We start from the raw sequence: 17,894 nt of genomic DNA on the forward strand, positions 1-17,894 counted from the left end.
AATGGATTTACATCAAATACAAAACCGCATTCTCAATACAGTTCAAATTGATACCAGTAAAATTCATGCTTGGATTTATAATAATCAAAGCATTGTATTTGATTTTTTAGTGAATGATTATTTCATCAGTATCAGCTATGCCACACAAGGTCAGAGCTTTAACTTAATTGAACGCAATAAAAGCCGCATTGGTACACCTTCACATTTTTCTAAATTGGTTGAGCATCTTACAGAAAAATACCGCACTTATCCTCAATCCCAAAATCAAGAAAAAACCCTGTGGTCATTTAAATTGATTGAAGACGATTGGGCAAAAATTGAAGAAAAATTTTGTGAAATTCTGACCAATATCTTTGCCTATATGGGCAATAAATTATGTCATATTTTTAATGTTGAAAAAAATCAAGAGATTCATTTAAGCGAATATTTAGATAATCCACAAATCGAATATATTGGTATTAAAGGCAACAGCAATGACTTTTTTCTTAGCTATGCGCGTAATCACAATTTAAGTGATTATGTTTACCTGCTGAACCAAAAAGGTTTTTTGGCAGTTGAACATAAAATGGGCGTAAGCGTATTTCGCAGAATCAACAAAAACAGTTATCAAGATTTATTGCCTTACTTTTCTGATTCATTTCATGAATTGGAAAATGTCATTTACACGATTGAAGCACCCAAATTACAGAATGCCAAGCAAAAAAATCTGCTGATTCTTTTCTCTTATACCAATAAGAGCAATGAAAATATGATAGACCGATATTATAGCCACCCATTTCCATTTATTGCCAACAGCATTATGCCCAATACTTATATTATTCGTATGGCAGATGTGGCAGATGCTTTTGGTAGCCATGGTCTGAATACACAATTTGATGAAAACATTGAAGATAATATCCAAAAATTCATTAAAAGAATGATGAATATTTATGATATTGATAAAGAAAATGTGGTTATTTGCGGTGCTTCTTCGGGCGGTACAGGCGCGGTATATCATGGTTTAATAGGTGGATACAAAACTTTTGCCATAGACCCATTTTTGGGCAATCATGATTATTATGGCGGTAAAGACCCTTTGTATTTGCATTCTATTCGTCAGCCGATTGCAGAAACATTCCGAACTTTACCTCATCAAATCAATCAAAAGCTCGCAAATCAGGTTGTGATTTCTACGGCAAAAGTCTCCGAATTTTATCAGGATATTCACAAGTTGAAAGCAGCCATACCTGAATTGATTTTATGTCAATTTGATTGTGAAAAAATCGGTAAACACATTGATTTTTCAAATAATACGGTATTTATGTCCAATACCATCATCAACAGCCTGTTGATGGGTTTGAATGTCAATGATGTAGATATTTCTTTATAAATCAAGCATGAATAGACCCAATTTGGCGTACGATTGAAACATCGTACGCCAAAATCAATCATCATTCCAGCATATTCAATTGCTGCCTTAAACATTCTTTTAACAATGCTTTGTCATCGTTGAGTTCTGCCAATTCTGCTGCCAATTTCCAATATTGAAATGAATCTTGCTCAAATTGATGATGGGCTTGCTTGTTTTTGCCTGAGCGCAAAGCCGCTAACGCATATAAATATTCGGCTTGTGGCGAATGTTCAATATGGGATAAATATTCTAGCACTTTTTTCCAATCCCGTGCCACATACCATTTTTTGGCTTCATGCAAAATGAGTGCCGCATTTTTGGGGTATTTTTGGCGAAATTGTGCCCGCCAATACGCTTCGGCTTGTGTATTGCCGCTTTTACTCAATTCATTCAAATAATCGGCGAGCAAATCTTCGGGTATCATCAATAAATTTTCTTCAAAAGCACGATTTAATTGATTAAACAATTTCTCGCCATCGCCTTTTAATTTTGCCAAACGGGCAATGGCAACGCGGCAACTGGGGTCATTGCGCGAGTGTGTTTCAAAGCGTACCAAATATTGATGGGCATCGGGCAATTTAACCAAATTCATGCAAATGTATGCGGCGAGCAATTCCAGTTTCAGGCTGCCTTTATCATCTTGGCTCAATTTATTCAAAGCCACATCAATCAAATCAAGTGTTTCAAAATAAAGCTGTTGATGTAATTTCTGGGCAATCATCAAAATCATTTGATGTTCCTCTGCCAATTTCTGCTCCAAACGTGCAAATAAGGCAGCAAACGATTTTTCGTCTTGATGATATGCCGCAGCCAAAAGTGCGCGACAATGGTCGTGTGGTGTACCCATGGCTGAATTTTGCGCGAAAAATGCAGCACCCGATACCGCATCGCCAATTTCCAAATGGATTTTGGCTTGCCAATAATCGCGGTTGATGGGGCATTCATTCAGATAATTTTGCAAGCCATTCAACTGCTTGTCTTGGAATAAAGCATGACAATAACGTTGTTGATAAGTGGATTTGGTCGCGTCATCAAGTTGATGTTCCGACAGCAAATGATGAATCCGTGAAGCCGCCAAATGCCAAGCCTTGTGTGTTTCAGCCTGCTCAATCATGCGTTCAATAATGGGCAAAGGGTTTACCGTATCGGGTTTATCCAAATTCATAATGGCTTGGTAAACGCGTTCGCAATTCAAGTTATCCCTAAATGCAAAAGTTTTATTGCCCCTTTCCTGATAGATTTTTAAATTATCATCATTACCATGAATCAATTGATTTAATTTAATTAATAATGCTGATTCTGTATGGGCAATGTCACCAAAACCATCTCGTTCATAATCAAAATAGCCTTTTTGATAGGTATGTGCTCCTGAAAAAACGTCCTCATGGTCAAATTGATAATAAAGAATGGGTTTATTTAAATAAGCAATATCAAATGCTACCGAAGAATAATCAGTAATAAGCATGGAGGCTGCGTGAAACAACTGCTGAATACCATAATCTGAATAATTATAAATTTGGATAAAACCAGGTACGGTAAATTCATCCATATATTGTTTGATATTGGGGTGTGGTGCAAAAATGATTTTATATCCTTTTTGATGTAACTCATACAAAGTGTGATGATTCAGTAAACCATGCCAATGTTTGGCATAATTTGTTTGCATAAAATCAGGATTTTTCTCCCTTTCTGTCCCTTTAATGGTGGGACCAGAAATACCACTGCGCCATGTTGGCATAATTAAAATTTGCTTACTATTTGGCTGATTCTGTGTAATCAATTTATCATAACGGGGAAAACCTGTTAGTTTCACTTCTTTACTGCTAAATTTATATGAAGTTCCATTATCAACAATAGAATGGTACTCATCGTGGCTTGCTGTGATAAATAGGGCAATTTTTTTACCATTGAGCCAATTGGATAAATTATCTTTGGTAATGCCATGTTGCAAGAATACATAATCTTTATCCAATAAAGAATCATCTTGAAAATAATGTGTAATATAACCATCAATATGGCTACTGATGATTTTGGCACATGTTTTTAATTTATTTTCAAAATCGGCTGAGCCAAAATCCAGCAGATTGAACCCTTTTTGGCTTAATCTTTCCCAATCAGGTGATGATTGTTTTAAGGCAAAATACAACTCATGATGTGCATGGTTTTTTTGTATGTATTCATACAAATGTTCTGCATTATCATCGGCTTGGTCTTCTCTATCCATAAAAATCCATGCCTGATTTTGTATGGTAGAATTTTGCATAAAATGCTGTTGCACTTGTGATATAGGTAAAGCATCAAATTGCTGACCCAAAAACGTAAGTGGCACTTTTGTGTCATTTAAGCTTAATTTTAAATGTGCATCAGGACAACATTGAAGCCAAATTTTATATTCATTGACGTATGTTTGCCCTACAAAATCATGGCGGCGTTGTTTATGATATACGGGAAAAATTTCTTGCCCGTCCATTTCCCAGTATTCCAATTCTGGAAAATAAGAGAAATATTTAATCAAAATTTGTTGTTTCTTTAAATCATAATCTTCAACATAGGCAATTTGTGAAGCGGGGCGTTTGTGTTTAAATAACCCCAATAATGCCACTTTTTGAAACCACCAAACACCAGCCAGATTGAAACGCAAAATGGTATTATCATCAATATATTCAAACATTTGATGAAGTAATGAAACAAATTCATCTTGTTGCTCAGTGGTTAAATGAGACAAGGCGGCAGGATTGTTCACAATGCGACCAAAATACCAAATGATGTGGTACAGTGCGATTCTTTGAATGTGTTCGGGTATGGCACCGAATTTTTGTTGGGCTGTTTTTAAAATTTCAATACAGCCCTTTTCAATAACCCGTGAAAACAACAATGGATTCTGCCACGCTGAATCCAAGGTTGAAGAACCATCGGAGCGTTTTCGATAAAAATAGCTGACATCGGCAATAAAACCCGCATGGCTACTCTGCTGACAAGACAAAATGTAATCTGTGACAAATTTGGCATCTTCAAAGCTGGGTTTCATGTCTTTATCAAATAAAACATGATGATTTTTAATGTTTTCAATTTTAAAGAATGCGGTGCTGGCTGATAGTTGTAAATGATTTTTCAGGTTGGTAAGTGTGCATTGGCTATTACCATTGGCAAAACGGTATTTTAAAGGGTGGGTATCTTTGATGATTTGTTGGTCTTCAAAATAAAATTTTAATGGGCAACAAATGATACTGAAATGGGTATTTTGTCCAATAAATTGGTCTATTTTATAAAAATAATCTGGTGAAATAAAATCATCGGGGTCAATAAAAGTGACCCACTCTGTTTGCACATGTTCTAAACCCAAATTGCGTGCCGAGGCTTGCCCGCCATTCTCTTTATAAAAATAATGAATGTTATTGGGGAATTTGCTTTGCCATTTTTTGATGATTTGGGCAGAATGGTCGGTGGAACCGTCATCTACCAAAATGATTTGTATGTGTTTTTTGAAATCCAAACTTTGTTTGACTATGCTGTTGAAATAGTCGTCTAGGTATTTTTCTACATTGTAGACGGCTGATACAATGGTGTAGTGATGTGTGCCATTGTATTTCATGGGCAAATGTTTTTTAAGCTGCATGCTGCGTTTGATGTACATGTCTTTCAAAAACAATTTGGGATTGCTTAAAAGTTTTTTGAATTTTTTGTGATTCATCTTTTTAACACTCTGTTTTTAATTTAAATTTGGAAATAGGCTCGCAACATTTCTATCAATTTGCTGTGGTAATTGTCAATTTGTTGCTGGCTGTGAAAATCGTTGGCACAAAATGAATGGGGTTGTTGGTGATGGGCGTTTTGGTGTAACAGTTTGCGATATTGAGCGGGTGCTTTGTTTGAACGTATGTTGAAATAGTAACATACATCGTTGCTGAACGTGGCAACACCGTTTAAATACATCAACCATGGCACCAGAAAGGTTGCCAAATTCAAATCGTGATTGCTGCGAAAGGCATTGGGTAAAAATGCTTTGATTTCATCTGCATACAGTTTCCACGCTGCCTGAAAAAGGCTTTTGCGTAATGGGACATAGGTGTGCACCAAGGGATTGTCAATTTGGCAACCGTGATGATGCTGCAACAATGCCATGCTGTTTTGCGATGCGGATAAGGTGGGGGTTTGCACCCCTTTGCTTTGCATGTGTTTCAGGCTTTTGTTGGCGACAAACAGTGAGGCTATGCCGTTGGCGCGAAAAAAGTGTTCTTTTAATAGGGGACGCGCCACAAACACATCGTCATTGAAATAAATGAAATGTTCACTCAAATTGGGTATGTTGTGCAAATGGGCTTCAATAACGTGTGAATTGAAGGTGGGCAAATATTGTTCGTCTATGATTTGGCGGTGGTCTATGATGCTGACTTTGGGGTATTGGGCTGCCTGAAACCAATCGGGTGTTTGCTGGTCGGTAACAATATAAATGTGATTGACCCACGGCAAAAACGTTTGCACACTGTGCAGCGAATAATAAAGCTCATTGTGATTGGCAAAACGGGCTTCATCGTTGCTGTAAAGTGCGCTGTGCGTTGCCTGTTGGCTGCGTTGTTGGCGGCGTTGCTGCCACGCCATGTCGTGATTATTGACCCATGTGAACACCACATCAACGGCAAATGGGGCAAGTTTCAGGCGGCTTTCCTGCGATTCGAGGTGTTGGCTGTTTTGCAGGATAATGTGTTCTTCTGATTCATCAATGGCTTGCTCTATGTTGCGTATGGGGTGTTTTTTGTTCAAATAATCGCGGAAGAAAATTTCAGGCTGCCTGATGAATTTCTTGATTTTTTTCATTTTGGTATTAAATTTTTAAAAATTCAAAGATTTGGCTTATGTTTTATCAAAATAGGGTAATGAGCCAAGCCACAAATATACCACAACTTATCATGGCTACGGTGTTTCAGGCAGCCTTTTTCGCACATTGTGCTGCGGTACAGGTACAATAAGGTGTTTTGAAACAAAGAAAATAACATCAAATGATTGTTTCTATTGATATTGATGCGCAAAAAACCTTTACCCCACTTTGCCCCAACGAACTGCCCATTGTGGGTGGCGATGAAATTGTGGGCGAACTCAATGCCCAAGCCGCGCTTGCCGATTGGCGCGTGATGACCAAAGATGCACACACGCTTGCCGCCAAATGGCTCTGCCAAAATCGTGCCGATATGGGCAAACCCACAGGTCTCATCAATGCCGATGTGAAATGGGTGGCACACGCCATTGTGGGCAGCAAAGGCTATGAATTGCTCGATGGTTTGCCCGATGAAACGGCATACGATTTTTGTGTGTGGAAAGGCACATCGCCAGAATTGCACCCCTATGGTGCGTGTTTTCACGATTTTCAGGAGAAACTCAGCACGGGTTTGCTGGAATGGTTGCGGCAGCGTCAAACCCAAATTGTGATTGTGGGCGGTTTGGCAACGGATTTTTGCGTCAAAACCACGGTATTGCAATTATTGCGCGGTGGCGATTGGCAGGTGTGGGTGAATTTGGCTGCCTGTCGTGGCATTGCGCCCGAATCCACCCAAGCGGCTTTGCACGAAATGACGCAACACGGTGCCAAATTGTTCCCCCATGCCGCCAGCATTGCCGATGCGATTCAGGCTGCCTGAAAATTGAAACTCATTTTTCAGCGCGTTTAAAATCACGCGGACGCATGCCCATCGCCCCCAACAAACAAAAATACACCACCATCGCCAACACAATCAACAAACCCAACTGCAAGACACGGTGTCCGCCACCCACATTGTCCCATTGCAATGGCACAAAGGTTTGCACCGCCCACAAAATCAGGGTCATGGCAAGCAATGCCGTGCCGATTTTCAGCATAAAGGTGCGCCAACCCGTTTGTGGCACATACATTTTTCGCGTACGCAAAATCACAAACAGCAATGCCGCGTTCACACACGCGCCCAAGCCAATCGCCAATGCCAAACCCACATGTTTCAAATGCCATACCAGCAATAAATTGAAAATTTGTGTGCTTGCCAGCGAAATCATTGCCACTTTCATGGGCGTTTTCACGTTTTTTTGCGCGTAAAATGCGGGCGCAAGAATTTTAACCAAAATCATGGCGGGCAAACCCACTGAATATGCCATCAGCGCGTATTGGGTCATTTGGGCATCGTGCAAGCCAAATTGTTGATACATAAACAATGTCGCCACCAATGGAAAACCCAACACCGCCAATCCCACCGCCGCAGGCAAAATCAACAGCATACACAAACGCAAACCCCAATCCAGCAATGCGGAAAATTCTGCCACATCTTCGCCAGCCGCGTGTTTGGACAAACTGGGCAACAAAATCGTACCCAAAGCCGCACCAATCACGCCCGATGGCAATTCCATCAAGCGGTCGGCATAATACATCCACGACACGCTGCCTGAAACCAAAAATGAGGCAAAAATCGTGTTAATCACCAAAGAAATTTGCGCCACCGATGAACCGATAATGGACGGTACCATCTGTTTCATCACACGTTGCACCGCCGAATCGCGCCAATTCAATTTGGGCAAACGCAAAAACCCCAGTTTGTACAACCATGGCAGTTGAAATGCCAGTTGCAGCACCCCGCCTATCAGCACCGCCCAACCCAAAGCCATAATCGGTGGATTGAAATACGGCACAAACCACACGGCAAACACGATAAACGACACATTCAACAACACGGGCGTGAAAGCTGGAATGGAAAATTGACCGTAAGTGTTCAAAATGCTGCCCACAAATGAAGACAGCGAAATCAATAAAATATATGGAAACACCACGCGCAATAAATCCACAGCCAAATCAAAGCGTTCGCCACCTTGTTGGGCAAAGCCGCTTGCGGTGAGCCAAATCACAATCGGTGCGGCAATCACGCCCACAATCGTTACCGCCAGCAAAGCCAGCGACAGCACCCCTGCCACATTTTGCACAAAATGGCGCGTTTCATCGGGCGATTGGTTGCGTTTAAAATCCGCCAACATCGGCACAAAGGCTTGGGAAAACGCGCCTTCGGCAAAAATGCGCCGCAACAAGTTGGGCAGCCGAAATGCCACCACAAAAGCGTCCATTGCCATGCCTGCGCCAAAAATGCGCGCCACAATCGCATCGCGCACAAATCCCAATACGCGCGAAATCATGGTCATGCTGCTGATTCGCGCCAAAACACCCAATAAATTCATTTCACAATCAACTAAAAAAGAAAGCCGCAAAGTGTACACGCAAATGGATTTTCAGGCAGCTTTTTTGTGTTCAAGCTGCCTGAAAAATCAAATTGGACGCGGCAAATCGGCATAGGCAAAAAATGTCAAAATAGAAAAATATTTATCGTTCATCATTATTTATCACAAAAAATTTTATCTTGTAAACTGAAACCTTTGCAAAATCTACTTTTAAACTGATGTAGGGGCGGATTTGGGTGGTGCGCCACCGCCCCAAAGCGTGGGTGTGGCGGCGCAACGCCACGTTTTTGCGTTGTAGGTGGCGTTTTGTGGCACAATGCGGCATTTGTTGAAGGATTTTTTTGATGATGAAGCAACATCTTGTTTTGATTCACGGTTGGGGTGTGAATCGGCATATTTTTGATGATTTTCGCCGCAGGCTGCCTGAACATTGGCACTCGTTTGCCCCCAATTTGTTGGGGCATGGCGATGAGCCTTGCGTGGGCGATTTTACCGTGGCGCGCGCTGCCGAGCGCATTGCCAGCCAAATTGCACCGCAGAGTGTGGTGTTGGGGTGGTCGTTGGGTGGCTTGGTGGCGTTGCATTTGGCGGCGCATTATGCGGATAAGGTGCGCGGTTTGATTTTGTGCAGCAGCTTTGCCAAACTTTTGGCTGAACCTGATTATCCAGCAGGTTTGACACAATCTGCTTTGCACAAAATGATACCGTTGTTTGAGCAGGATTACCGCAAATTTATGCGGCAATTTTTGGAATTGCAGTTGTTGCACAGCCCTTATCGTGATGAAATTTTGCACAATGTGTTGCCTGATGTGGCAAAATGGGGCGCGCCGCAAGCCTTGCGTGGCGCATTGGCGGCGGTGGAGCAGGCGGATTTTCGCGCTCAACTGGGGCAAATTCGGCAGCCCAGTTTGTTGATTTATGGTGGAAAAGATGCCATTACGCCACCGTGCATGGGCGATTATTTGCAGCAGCATTTGCCCCACGCGCAAATCCACAAAATTGACAAAGCGGCACACGCGCCATTTTTGAGTCATGCCGATGAAGTGGTTGCCATTGTGCAAAATTGGATAGAATAATTCATGATAAATCAGACATTATTGCAATGGATTCAGCAATCGCCTTTGCCCAAATTGGAAACGCGCTTGCTGTTGCAACACATTACGGGCTACACTCGCGCTCAATTACTCACGCGCGATACGGAAAAGCTGCCTGAAAATCAAGCCATTGAATTGCACAATTTAATTGAACGGCGCAAATGTGGCGAACCGATTGCCTATATTTTGGGCGAACGTGAATTTTATGGGCGCAATTTTCGCGTGTCGCCTGCCGTGTTGATTCCGCGCCCTGAAACGGAGCATTTGCTTGAAGCGGCTTTGTGCAGGCTGCCTGAAAATGGCACGTTGTGGGATTTGGGAACAGGGAGCGGCATCATCGCCATTTCCGCCAAATTGGAACGACCTGATGTGCTTGTTTTTGCAAGTGATGTTTCAGATGATGCGCTACAAATTGCCCAAAGCAACGCGCACAATTTGGGGGCGGACGTTGCATTTGGGCAAGGTTGGTGGTTTCAAGCGGCGGGGCATTTCAGGCTGCCTGAATGCGGTTGCGATGTGATTGTGTCCAATCCGCCCTATATTGAGCAGCACGATGGGCATTTGGCACAAGGCGATTTGCGTTTTGAGCCGCCACACGCGCTCACGGATTTTGCAGATGGTTTGGCGCATATTCGTGAAATTGCGGCACAAGCACCTGATTATTTAAAAGAAAATGCTTGGTTGATGTTGGAACACGGCTACAATCAAGGGCAGGCGGTACGCGAAATTTTGCAACAAAATGGTTTTCGCAATGTGGCAACGTTGCCCGATTTGGCTGGATTAGACCGCGTGAGTGTGGGGCAATTTCAGGCTGCCTGAAACCGATTTTTGATTTATTTTATTCATTAAGAACCTGTATTCACAATCTTAATAGCTTGCTTTTATTGCCACTTCATGCGCCTACTACGTTGGCTTTTCACGCCAATATGTGCAATATTGGCATGAAAATCCGCCTTGTATTCGCAAGAATTGACAATAAAATCAAACCATCAATCTTATGAATACAGGTTCTAAAAATTTTTTATTTATGCAAAAATGAAAGGAAAGAACCATGCCTTTGCGTCCTTACAAAGACAGTTTTCCACGCATTGCCGACAATGCTTTTGTAGATGAAACCGCCGTGATTATTGGCGATGTGGAAATTGGCGAGCAATCGTCCATTTGGGTGTATGCGGTGCTGCGTGGCGATGTGAATCGCATTCAAATTGGCAAACGCACCAGCATTCAAGACATGAGCATGATTCACGTTACCCACAAAAGTGCGAAAAAGCCAGAAGGTTCGCCCACCATCATTGGCGATGACGTTACGGTGGGGCATCATGTGATGTTGCACGGTTGCACGATTGGCAATCGCGTGTTGGTGGGCATGGGCGCGACCATTTTGGACGATGTGGTGGTGGAAGACGATGTGATTATTGGTGCAGGCAGCCTTGTGCCGCCACGCAAACGTTTGGAAAGCGGCTACATGTATATGGGTGCGCCTGTGCAAAAAGTGCGCCCCTTAACCGATGCGGAACGTGAACATTTGCTGTATTCATCGTCCAATTATGTGCGTTGGGGCGGCGAATATTTGGCGCAACAGCAAGAAGAGAAATGATTTCAGGCAGCCTGAAACCTTTGTAAAACCCACTTGATAAACCGATGTAGAGGCGGCGGATTTCCCATCCGCCCCTTTTTCATTTGTTTAAGCGACCTATGCGGTCGGGAACCCAGCAGAAAACATTACATTTGATGATTGTGATTTCTAAGCGACCTATGCGGTCGGGAACGGGTGGGCTATCAAGCAAAGCAACCAACCGAATTTCTAAGCGACCTATGCGGTCGGGAACAAATTGCAAGGCTACCTGAAACACAAATTTGAATTCTAAGCGACCTATGCGGTCGGGAACGTGCAATTTCAGGCATTTTTCAAAGATGAACTTTTCTAAGCGACCTATGCGGTCGGGAACTGCAAGCATCCCTATCCAGACTGAGCCAGTATTTTTCTAAGCGACCTATGCGGTCGGGAACGGATAGGATAAGCAACTCATTTGCAATCGCATATTTCTAAGCGACCTATGCGGTCGGGAACAACAAATGCAACGGAAACATGAAAATGAAATATTTCTAAGCGACCTATGCGGTCGGGAACGCAACAGTTCAGCTTTATCGTGAATCCAATACTTTCTAAGCGACCTATGCGGTCGGGAACGTTGCAAAGATTGTAACATATTGGGCTGAATATTTCTAAGCGACCTATGCGGTCGGGAACGCAAAATGGGAGCCGCGCTACACGATTACATCTTTCTAAGCGACCTATGCGGTCGGGAACTTAGCGGTCGTTTGTTGGATTATAATCCAGACTTTCTAAGCGACCTATGCGGTCGGGAACGGTGCAGCGCATTCGCCCGATTCGGTCAAATTTTTCTAAGCGACCTATGCGGTCGGGAACATCAATCACGGCACGTTAATCAACATCATGGTTTTCTAAGCGACCTATGCGGTCGGGAACTGATTGCTTTCACGAAAAAGCACCAATCGGAATTTCTAAGCGACCTATGCGGTCGGGAACGACCATGCACAACGCCTTAAAAAAACAGGATTTTTCTAAGCGACCTATGCGGTCGGGAACATTATATCCCCATCATTAACAATGGTGGTCGGGCTTTCTAAGCGACCTATGCGGTCGGGAACGTATGGTTGGCTCGCAATCCCCAACTTGGTAATTTCTAAGCGACCTATGCGGTCGGGAACAAACCGAATTGGCTCGCTCTGTTGCTTTAATTTTTCTAAGCGACCTATGCGGTCGGGAACGCCTTAAAAGTAAGTTTAAAATGGCGATATAGTTTCTAAGCGACCTATGCGGTCGGGAACGATTGCGTCCTGAACATCACAAGACCCAAGTTTTTCTAAGCGACCTATGCGGTCGGGAACGATAATGGGCAACTGGGCGGATTGAGTGGTAATTTCTAAGCGACCTATGCGGTCGGGAACTGGGTAGTTGGCTTGTTTATTATGACATTTTTTTTCTAAGCGACCTATGCGGTCGGGAACTGATTTCATCACGCACAGCTTGTAACATTTGTTTTCTAAGCGACCTATGCGGTCGGGAACCTGATTAGTAGCAATACAGATTATGAAACCATTTTCTAAGCGACCTATGCGGTCGGGAACAACAACAAATCATCACGCAAAGCATGGCTATCGTTTCTAAGCGACCTATGCGGTCGGGAACATCAAATATGAAGAGATGACTTACCTGTACAATTTCTAAGCGACCTATGCGGTCGGGAACTGTTCTAACAGAAGAAAATGGTGTGATGTTATTTTCTAAGCGACCTATGCGGTCGGGAACATCCAGCAGGGCGGTCAAATGCGTGATAGCTTTTTTCTAAGCGACCTATGCGGTCGGGAGCGCAAACAACTATGCCATTCGCTATGATGAAATTTTCTAAGCGACCTATGCGGTCGGGAACGTTCCGAGCGTGTACTGCTGAAAAACATAAACTTTCTAAGCGACCTATGCGGTCGGGAACATGTACTGCGGTTTCATTATGCCAAGTGGTACTTTCTAAGCGACCTATGCGGTCGGGAACCTCCATTTTAATCGTGCCAGCCGACCACTATGTTTCTAAGCGACCTATGCGGTCGGGAACTCAGCATGGGTGCAAGCAACAGCACAGACTGCTTTCTAAGCGACCTATGCGGTCGGGAACCAGCTTGGACTTGCGCCAATAATTCGCGTTCATTTCTAAGCGACCTATGCGGTCGGGAACGCAGTTCACGAAAGCATCAAAAAACAGGCGTTTTTCTAAGCGACCTATGCGGTCGGGAACCATTGTTGAATTTTGCTATTTCAATTTTTATATTTCTAAGCGACCTATGCGGTCGGGAACATTGAGTATGAGAAAGTAAGTTTTAGAGAGCTTTTCTAAGCGACCTATGCGGTCGGGAACATTGCCTTGTGGCATTTACTGTGTTTCCCTGTTTTCTAAGCGACCTATGCGGTCGGGAACATTGCCTTGTGGCATTTACTGTGTTTCCCTGTTTTCTAAGCGACCTATGCGGTCGGGAACAGCATGGTTACGAAAACCGTAAACTGGTTCAATTTCTAAGCGACCTATGCGGTCGGGAACTATGTTAAGCCAAATATTCCAGATGAGTTACTTTTCTAAGCGACCTATGCGGTCGGGAACTACTGGATGTGAGCATTGATGCCGTAATCAAATTTCTAAGCGACCTATGCGGTCGGGAACATCATCGCGTTAAATTTGCGGATTTGTCCACATTTCTAAGCGACCTATGCGGTCGGGAACCGTCTTTGCTGGAAGTGGCTGGCGCATTTGGTTTTCTAAGCGACCTATGCGGTCGGGAACGCTGCGCCTGCTTCTTTTTGCATTGCGCCAAATTTCTAAGCGACCTATGCGGTCGGGAACATAGCCGACACAGTTACCGAACAGGACGGCACTTTCTAAGCGACCTATGCGGTCGGGAACGTAATCGCAGAAATCCCTGAACTTCGGGGCTTTTTCTAAGCGACCTATGCGGTCGGGAACCGTGCACGCCTTATCGCCCAAACACAAAAATTTTTCTAAGCGACCTATGCGGTCGGGAACTATCCTGAATTGGACAAATATGCGCTGGCGGATTTCTAAGCGACCTATGCGGTCGGGAACAGGCTGCCTGAAAGGAAAAAAATCATGCAAGCATTTCTAAGCGACCTATGCGGTCGGGAACATACCCCCCAAGCCCCACGTTTTGACCAAAAATTTCTAAGCGACCTATGCGGTCGGGAACACCCGTTTGGGCGCAACGTATTTGGACGGTTTTTTCTAAGCGACCTATGCGGTCGGGAACTGTCAATAACGATGTAACTGCCTTCTTCAATCTTTCTAAGCGACCTATGCGGTCGGGAACAAATGAATTGAATGAGAAAGTCAAATCATCATTTCTAAGCGACCTATGCGGTCGGGAACCGAATTTGGGCAAGTGCCTTTGAAAAACAAGATTTCTAAGCGACCTATGCGGTCGGGAACCTTTCGGTAATGGTAAATTATTGTCAGGCGACTTTCTAAGCGACCTATGCGGTCGGGAACTTTGATGGTTTTGGTGAGCATCGCTATGCTAATTTCTAAGCGACCTATGCGGTCGGGAACATTTTGATTGGGTTGCAGGCGCATACAACGCATTTCTAAGCGACCTATGCGGTCGGGAACTCATTCAGTCTTTGCGTTTGGGTGGGGCGAGTTTCTAAGCGACCTATGCGGTCGGGAACTAGGGCATTATAAGCAGCAATGCCCCAGTTATCAAGCCTTGGCTTTACTTTGGGCTGGCAAAACCCATGTTTTTGCCATTGTTTTTAATATTTTGATTTTATTGGATTTTTAAAATTGCACTCAAACATTGGGTCTCGCCATATCCCAAAATCACGTTTCAGGCTGCCTGAACCCATTTTTGGCTCAATTTCAAATCAATAAAATCAATCCAAATTGCCCAAAATAATCCGCAACACACGGCGCAACGGCTCTGCCGCGCCCCACAGCAACTGGTCGCCCACCGTAAACGCGCTGATGAACTCATCGCCCATCGCCAATTTGCGAATGCGACCCACTGGTGTGGTCAAAGTGCCCGTAACCGCAGCAGGGGTCAATTCGTGAATGCTGGCTTCTTTGGTGTTCGGCACGACTTTTGTCCACGCATTGGCGCTGGCGATGATTTGCTCAATCTCGCTAATGGGCAAATTTTGTTTCAATTTCAAGGTAATCGCTTGGCTGTGGCAACGCATTGCGCCCACACGCACGCACAAACCTTCCACAATCACGGGCTGTTGGCTGTTCAAAATTTTGTTGGTTTCCACGCCGCCTTTCCATTCTTCTTTGGATTGTCCGTTGCCCAAATCCACATCAATCCATGGAATCAGGCTGCCTGCAAGCGGTACGCCAAAGTTTTCTTTCGGATAATTGTCAGAACGCAAGAAATCCGCCACTTTGCGGTCAATGTCCAAAATCGCGCTGGCGGGGTCGGACAATTCGCTGGCAACTTGGCTGTGGATTGCGCCCATGCCGCCAATCAATTCGCGCATGTTTTTCGCGCCTGCGCCTGATGCGGCTTGGTAAGTCATGCTGCTTGCCCATTCCACCAAACCATTTTGGAACAAACCGCCCAACGCCATCAACATCAACGATACAGTGCAGTTGCCACCAATGTAGTTTTTCACGCCATTTGCCAAGCCTGCGTCAATCACATTGCGGTTTACGGGGTCAAGCACGATAATCGCGTCTTCTTTCATGCGGAGTGTGGAGGCGGCATCAATCCAATAGCCGTTCCAGCCGCCATCGCGCAAGGGTTGGTAAACCTGTTTGGTGTAGTCGCCGCCTTGACAGCTGACGATGATGTCCATTTGTGCCAGTTCGTTAATGTTGTTCGCGTCCAGCAAGGTTTTGGCTGCCTGACCGAAATCGGGTGCCGCACCGCCTGCGTTAGACGTGGTAAAAAAATGCGCTTCGGGAATGTGGGCGAAGTCGTTTTCTTCACGCATACGCTGCATCAGCACCGAACCAACCATGCCGCGCCAACCAATAAAACCAACTTTTTTCATTTATTGAATCTCCAAGATTTAAGGGGAAAAGGCTTTTTCAGGCTGCCTGCCATTGTGCTGCGCCATTTTGACAAGCCGCCTGAAAAAGTAAGGGTGAGGTTTTAAACCTTTGTTTGTAAATTGTAAAGGTTTTTGGGTACAATTTTACAAAATATTGTAAAATCCATTTTCAGGCAGCCTGAAAACACCCAACGGAGACCACCATGACCAAACAAGCCACACAAAGAGAACAAGGTTCGCCATTCAGTTTTGGCGATGGACGCGGACGGCTGATGTGGCTGCTCGCCAGTCCTGTTGAGCGCATTGTGGCGGCGTGCATCAATGGCGTGTGCAGCGTGTTGGCATTGGCACCCTTGGGCTGGGTGATGTACGAACACATCTTCAAAAACATCAAAATCACCCCCACCGTATTGTTGAAACATTTGCGCGAAGACACCTTGCAAATCATAGAAACGTCCAACAAGGGCAAAGTGGGCGTGGCGGTGGTGGCAATTTACCTGCTGATTCAAATGCTGATGATGACCCAAGGCGGGCAATCCATAGGCAAAAAAATCGTGGGCATTAAAGTGATGACCGCCAAAGGCGAAGATACAGGCTTTTTTCACGCCATTTTGTTGCGTAAAGTGGTGTACAACCTGATTTGGATTACCCTAATCGGCTTAATTTTGAATTTACTGCATTTGCGCGACAATTTCACATCGTGGCATTTGATTTGGCTGCCTTACTTGGCGTGTTTGACCATGCTGGGCAACGAAGAAGACAATTGCCGCACCTTGCAAGACAAACTGGCAGGCACCGTGGTGGTCAAAGCCAAGCCCATTGTTCGCCCACATTAGTTCCTAAAAAAACCCGTATTCACCATACCACATGAATACAGGTTTTCAAATCATGCCCAATTAAGCGCGTAAAGCCGCCGCCTCTTTTGCCAAACGCGTAATCGTGCCCCAATCCTGTTTGGCAACCGCGTCTTTTGGCGTGAGCCACGAACCGCCCACACACAACACATTGGGCAATTTCAAATATTCAGGCGCAGAAACCAAATTGATGCCCCCCGTTGGGCAAAATTTCACTTGCGGAAAAGGGCCATACAAAGCCGACAACATCGCACGTCCACCCACCACTTCCGCAGGGAATAATTTGCAAGTGTCAATGCCATGCTCCAAAGCCAACATCAATTCCCCAGCCGTGGCAATACCGGGGATTACCGCAATGGCACTTTTTTCCGCAGCCTTGGCAAAAGGCAAATTCAAACCAGGGCTAATGGCAAACACCGCGCCCGCATCTTCCACCGCTTTCAACTGTTCGGCATTGATGACCGTACCCGCGCCCACAATCGCCCCTTTCACTTCTTTGGCAATCAATTCAATGGCTTTTAAGCCATGTTCCGTACGCAAAGTGATTTCCAGCGTGGGAATGCCCCCCGCCACCAAAGCATGAGCCAAATCCACCGCTGTGTGAATGTCGTCAATGGCAATAACAGGCACCACCGCACCAGCCGATAAAATGTCGCGTGCATTCATGATGATTTCTTTCGTTGAAGTAATAAAATATCAATATTAGCCTGAAACCCGCCTGCCTGAAAAGCCAAAAATGGGTATTTTTTGTAATTTTGTTACTTTTTACAAAGGGGAACGTGGCGTTGCGCCGC

Annotated in this window: 12 protein-coding genes and 1 CRISPR repeat array; of the genes, 7 read left to right on the top strand and 5 right to left on the bottom strand. The window is 44.4% G+C overall.

The window, feature by feature from the left end:
• Position 1 precedes the first annotated feature (1 nt).
• Positions 2-1,369 (top strand): XcbB/CpsF family capsular polysaccharide biosynthesis protein, encoded by a 1,368-nt coding sequence (locus H3L97_RS03190; protein ID WP_097114402.1) that lies wholly within the window; start codon positions 2-4, stop codon positions 1,367-1,369.
• Positions 1,370-1,430: 61 nt separating this feature from the next.
• Here the strand turns inward: H3L97_RS03190 and H3L97_RS03195 are convergent, their stop codons facing one another.
• Entirely contained in the window at positions 1,431-5,081 is a 3,651-nt protein-coding gene (locus H3L97_RS03195; RefSeq protein WP_097114403.1) for a CDP-glycerol glycerophosphotransferase family protein, read from the bottom strand.
• 23 nt (positions 5,082-5,104) lie between these two features.
• Positions 5,105-6,205 carry a Stealth CR1 domain-containing protein gene (locus H3L97_RS03200; protein WP_097114404.1) on the bottom strand — a complete coding sequence of 367 codons (1,101 nt, stop codon included), beginning with the start codon at positions 6,203-6,205 and terminating at the stop codon, positions 5,105-5,107.
• A 182-nt stretch (positions 6,206-6,387) separates the two neighbouring features.
• On the opposite strand from H3L97_RS03200, the gene H3L97_RS03205 reads away from it, so the two are divergent.
• The gene (locus tag H3L97_RS03205; protein WP_097114405.1) at positions 6,388-7,023 is read left to right on the top strand and encodes an isochorismatase family protein; all 636 of its coding nucleotides are present in this window, start codon (positions 6,388-6,390) and stop codon (positions 7,021-7,023) included.
• 10 nt (positions 7,024-7,033) lie between these two features.
• On the opposite strand, the gene murJ is transcribed toward H3L97_RS03205, so the two are convergent.
• Complete coding sequence (gene murJ / locus H3L97_RS03210) at positions 7,034-8,575, bottom strand: murein biosynthesis integral membrane protein MurJ (RefSeq protein WP_097114406.1); 1,542 nt, start codon at positions 8,573-8,575, stop codon at positions 7,034-7,036.
• Here murJ and H3L97_RS03215 point away from each other — a divergent pair.
• The 4 genes from H3L97_RS03215 to H3L97_RS03230 all read left to right on the top strand — a co-directional run bounded on the left by H3L97_RS03215 (position 8,532) and on the right by H3L97_RS03230 (position 11,266).
• A complete protein-coding gene (locus H3L97_RS03215; protein WP_179655832.1) occupies positions 8,532-8,690 on the top strand; it encodes a hypothetical protein in 159 nt (52 codons plus the stop codon). The two genes, murJ and H3L97_RS03215, sit on opposite strands and share 44 nt — an antisense overlap.
• 232 nt (positions 8,691-8,922) lie before the next feature.
• Complete coding sequence (bioH, locus tag H3L97_RS03220) at positions 8,923-9,651, top strand: pimeloyl-ACP methyl ester esterase BioH (RefSeq protein WP_097114442.1); 729 nt, start codon at positions 8,923-8,925, stop codon at positions 9,649-9,651.
• A gap of 3 nt (positions 9,652-9,654) precedes the next feature.
• Entirely contained in the window at positions 9,655-10,488 is an 834-nt protein-coding gene (gene prmC, locus H3L97_RS03225) for a peptide chain release factor N(5)-glutamine methyltransferase (protein WP_097114408.1), read from the top strand.
• 232 nt (positions 10,489-10,720) lie between these two features.
• The gene (locus H3L97_RS03230) at positions 10,721-11,266 is read left to right on the top strand and encodes a gamma carbonic anhydrase family protein (protein WP_097114409.1); all 546 of its coding nucleotides are present in this window, start codon (positions 10,721-10,723) and stop codon (positions 11,264-11,266) included.
• A gap of 84 nt (positions 11,267-11,350) precedes the next feature.
• Positions 11,351-14,923: a CRISPR direct-repeat array (repeat unit 28 nt; unit sequence TTTCTAAGCGACCTATGCGGTCGGGAAC).
• Positions 14,924-15,127: 204 nt separating this feature from the next.
• Here the strand turns inward: H3L97_RS03230 and asd are convergent.
• Complete coding sequence (gene asd, locus H3L97_RS03235) at positions 15,128-16,246, bottom strand: aspartate-semialdehyde dehydrogenase (protein WP_097114411.1); 1,119 nt, start codon at positions 16,244-16,246, stop codon at positions 15,128-15,130.
• Between the two features lie 203 nt (positions 16,247-16,449).
• Here asd and H3L97_RS03240 point away from each other — a divergent pair, with 203 nt between their 5' ends.
• Positions 16,450-17,082 carry an RDD family protein gene (locus H3L97_RS03240; protein WP_097114412.1) on the top strand — a complete coding sequence of 211 codons (633 nt, stop codon included), beginning with the start codon at positions 16,450-16,452 and terminating at the stop codon, positions 17,080-17,082.
• Positions 17,083-17,142: 60 nt separating this feature from the next.
• Here H3L97_RS03240 and H3L97_RS03245 read toward each other — a convergent pair whose 3' ends face one another.
• Positions 17,143-17,766 carry a bifunctional 4-hydroxy-2-oxoglutarate aldolase/2-dehydro-3-deoxy-phosphogluconate aldolase gene (locus H3L97_RS03245; RefSeq protein WP_097114413.1) on the bottom strand — a complete coding sequence of 208 codons (624 nt, stop codon included), beginning with the start codon at positions 17,764-17,766 and terminating at the stop codon, positions 17,143-17,145.
• Positions 17,767-17,894 lie beyond the last annotated feature (128 nt).

The organism is Alysiella filiformis (genome assembly GCF_014054525.1).
In the GTDB taxonomy this organism is placed as follows: Bacteria; Pseudomonadota; Gammaproteobacteria; order Burkholderiales; family Neisseriaceae; genus Simonsiella; species Simonsiella filiformis.

Bases quoted from the DNA above. Each gene is read 5' to 3' on its own strand.
- asd (WP_097114411.1), bottom strand. From the start codon at position 16,246: ATGAAAAAAGTTGGTTTTATTGGTTGGCGCGGCATGGTTGGTTCGGTG.
- H3L97_RS03195 (WP_097114403.1), bottom strand. From the start codon at position 5,081: ATGAATCACAAAAAATTCAAAAAACTTTTAAGCAATCCCAAATTGTTT.
- H3L97_RS03205 (WP_097114405.1), top strand. From the start codon at position 6,388: ATGATTGTTTCTATTGATATTGATGCGCAAAAAACCTTTACCCCACTT.
- H3L97_RS03215 (WP_179655832.1), top strand. From the start codon at position 8,532: ATGGTCATGCTGCTGATTCGCGCCAAAACACCCAATAAATTCATTTCA.
- H3L97_RS03240 (WP_097114412.1), top strand. From the start codon at position 16,450: ATGACCAAACAAGCCACACAAAGAGAACAAGGTTCGCCATTCAGTTTT.
- bioH (WP_097114442.1), top strand. From the start codon at position 8,923: ATGAAGCAACATCTTGTTTTGATTCACGGTTGGGGTGTGAATCGGCAT.
- H3L97_RS03190 (WP_097114402.1), top strand. From the start codon at position 2: ATGGATTTACATCAAATACAAAACCGCATTCTCAATACAGTTCAAATT.
- H3L97_RS03245 (WP_097114413.1), bottom strand. From the start codon at position 17,766: ATGAATGCACGCGACATTTTATCGGCTGGTGCGGTGGTGCCTGTTATT.
- H3L97_RS03230 (WP_097114409.1), top strand. From the start codon at position 10,721: ATGCCTTTGCGTCCTTACAAAGACAGTTTTCCACGCATTGCCGACAAT.
- prmC (WP_097114408.1), top strand. From the start codon at position 9,655: ATGATAAATCAGACATTATTGCAATGGATTCAGCAATCGCCTTTGCCC.
- H3L97_RS03200 (WP_097114404.1), bottom strand. From the start codon at position 6,205: ATGAAAAAAATCAAGAAATTCATCAGGCAGCCTGAAATTTTCTTCCGC.
- murJ (WP_097114406.1), bottom strand. From the start codon at position 8,575: ATGAATTTATTGGGTGTTTTGGCGCGAATCAGCAGCATGACCATGATT.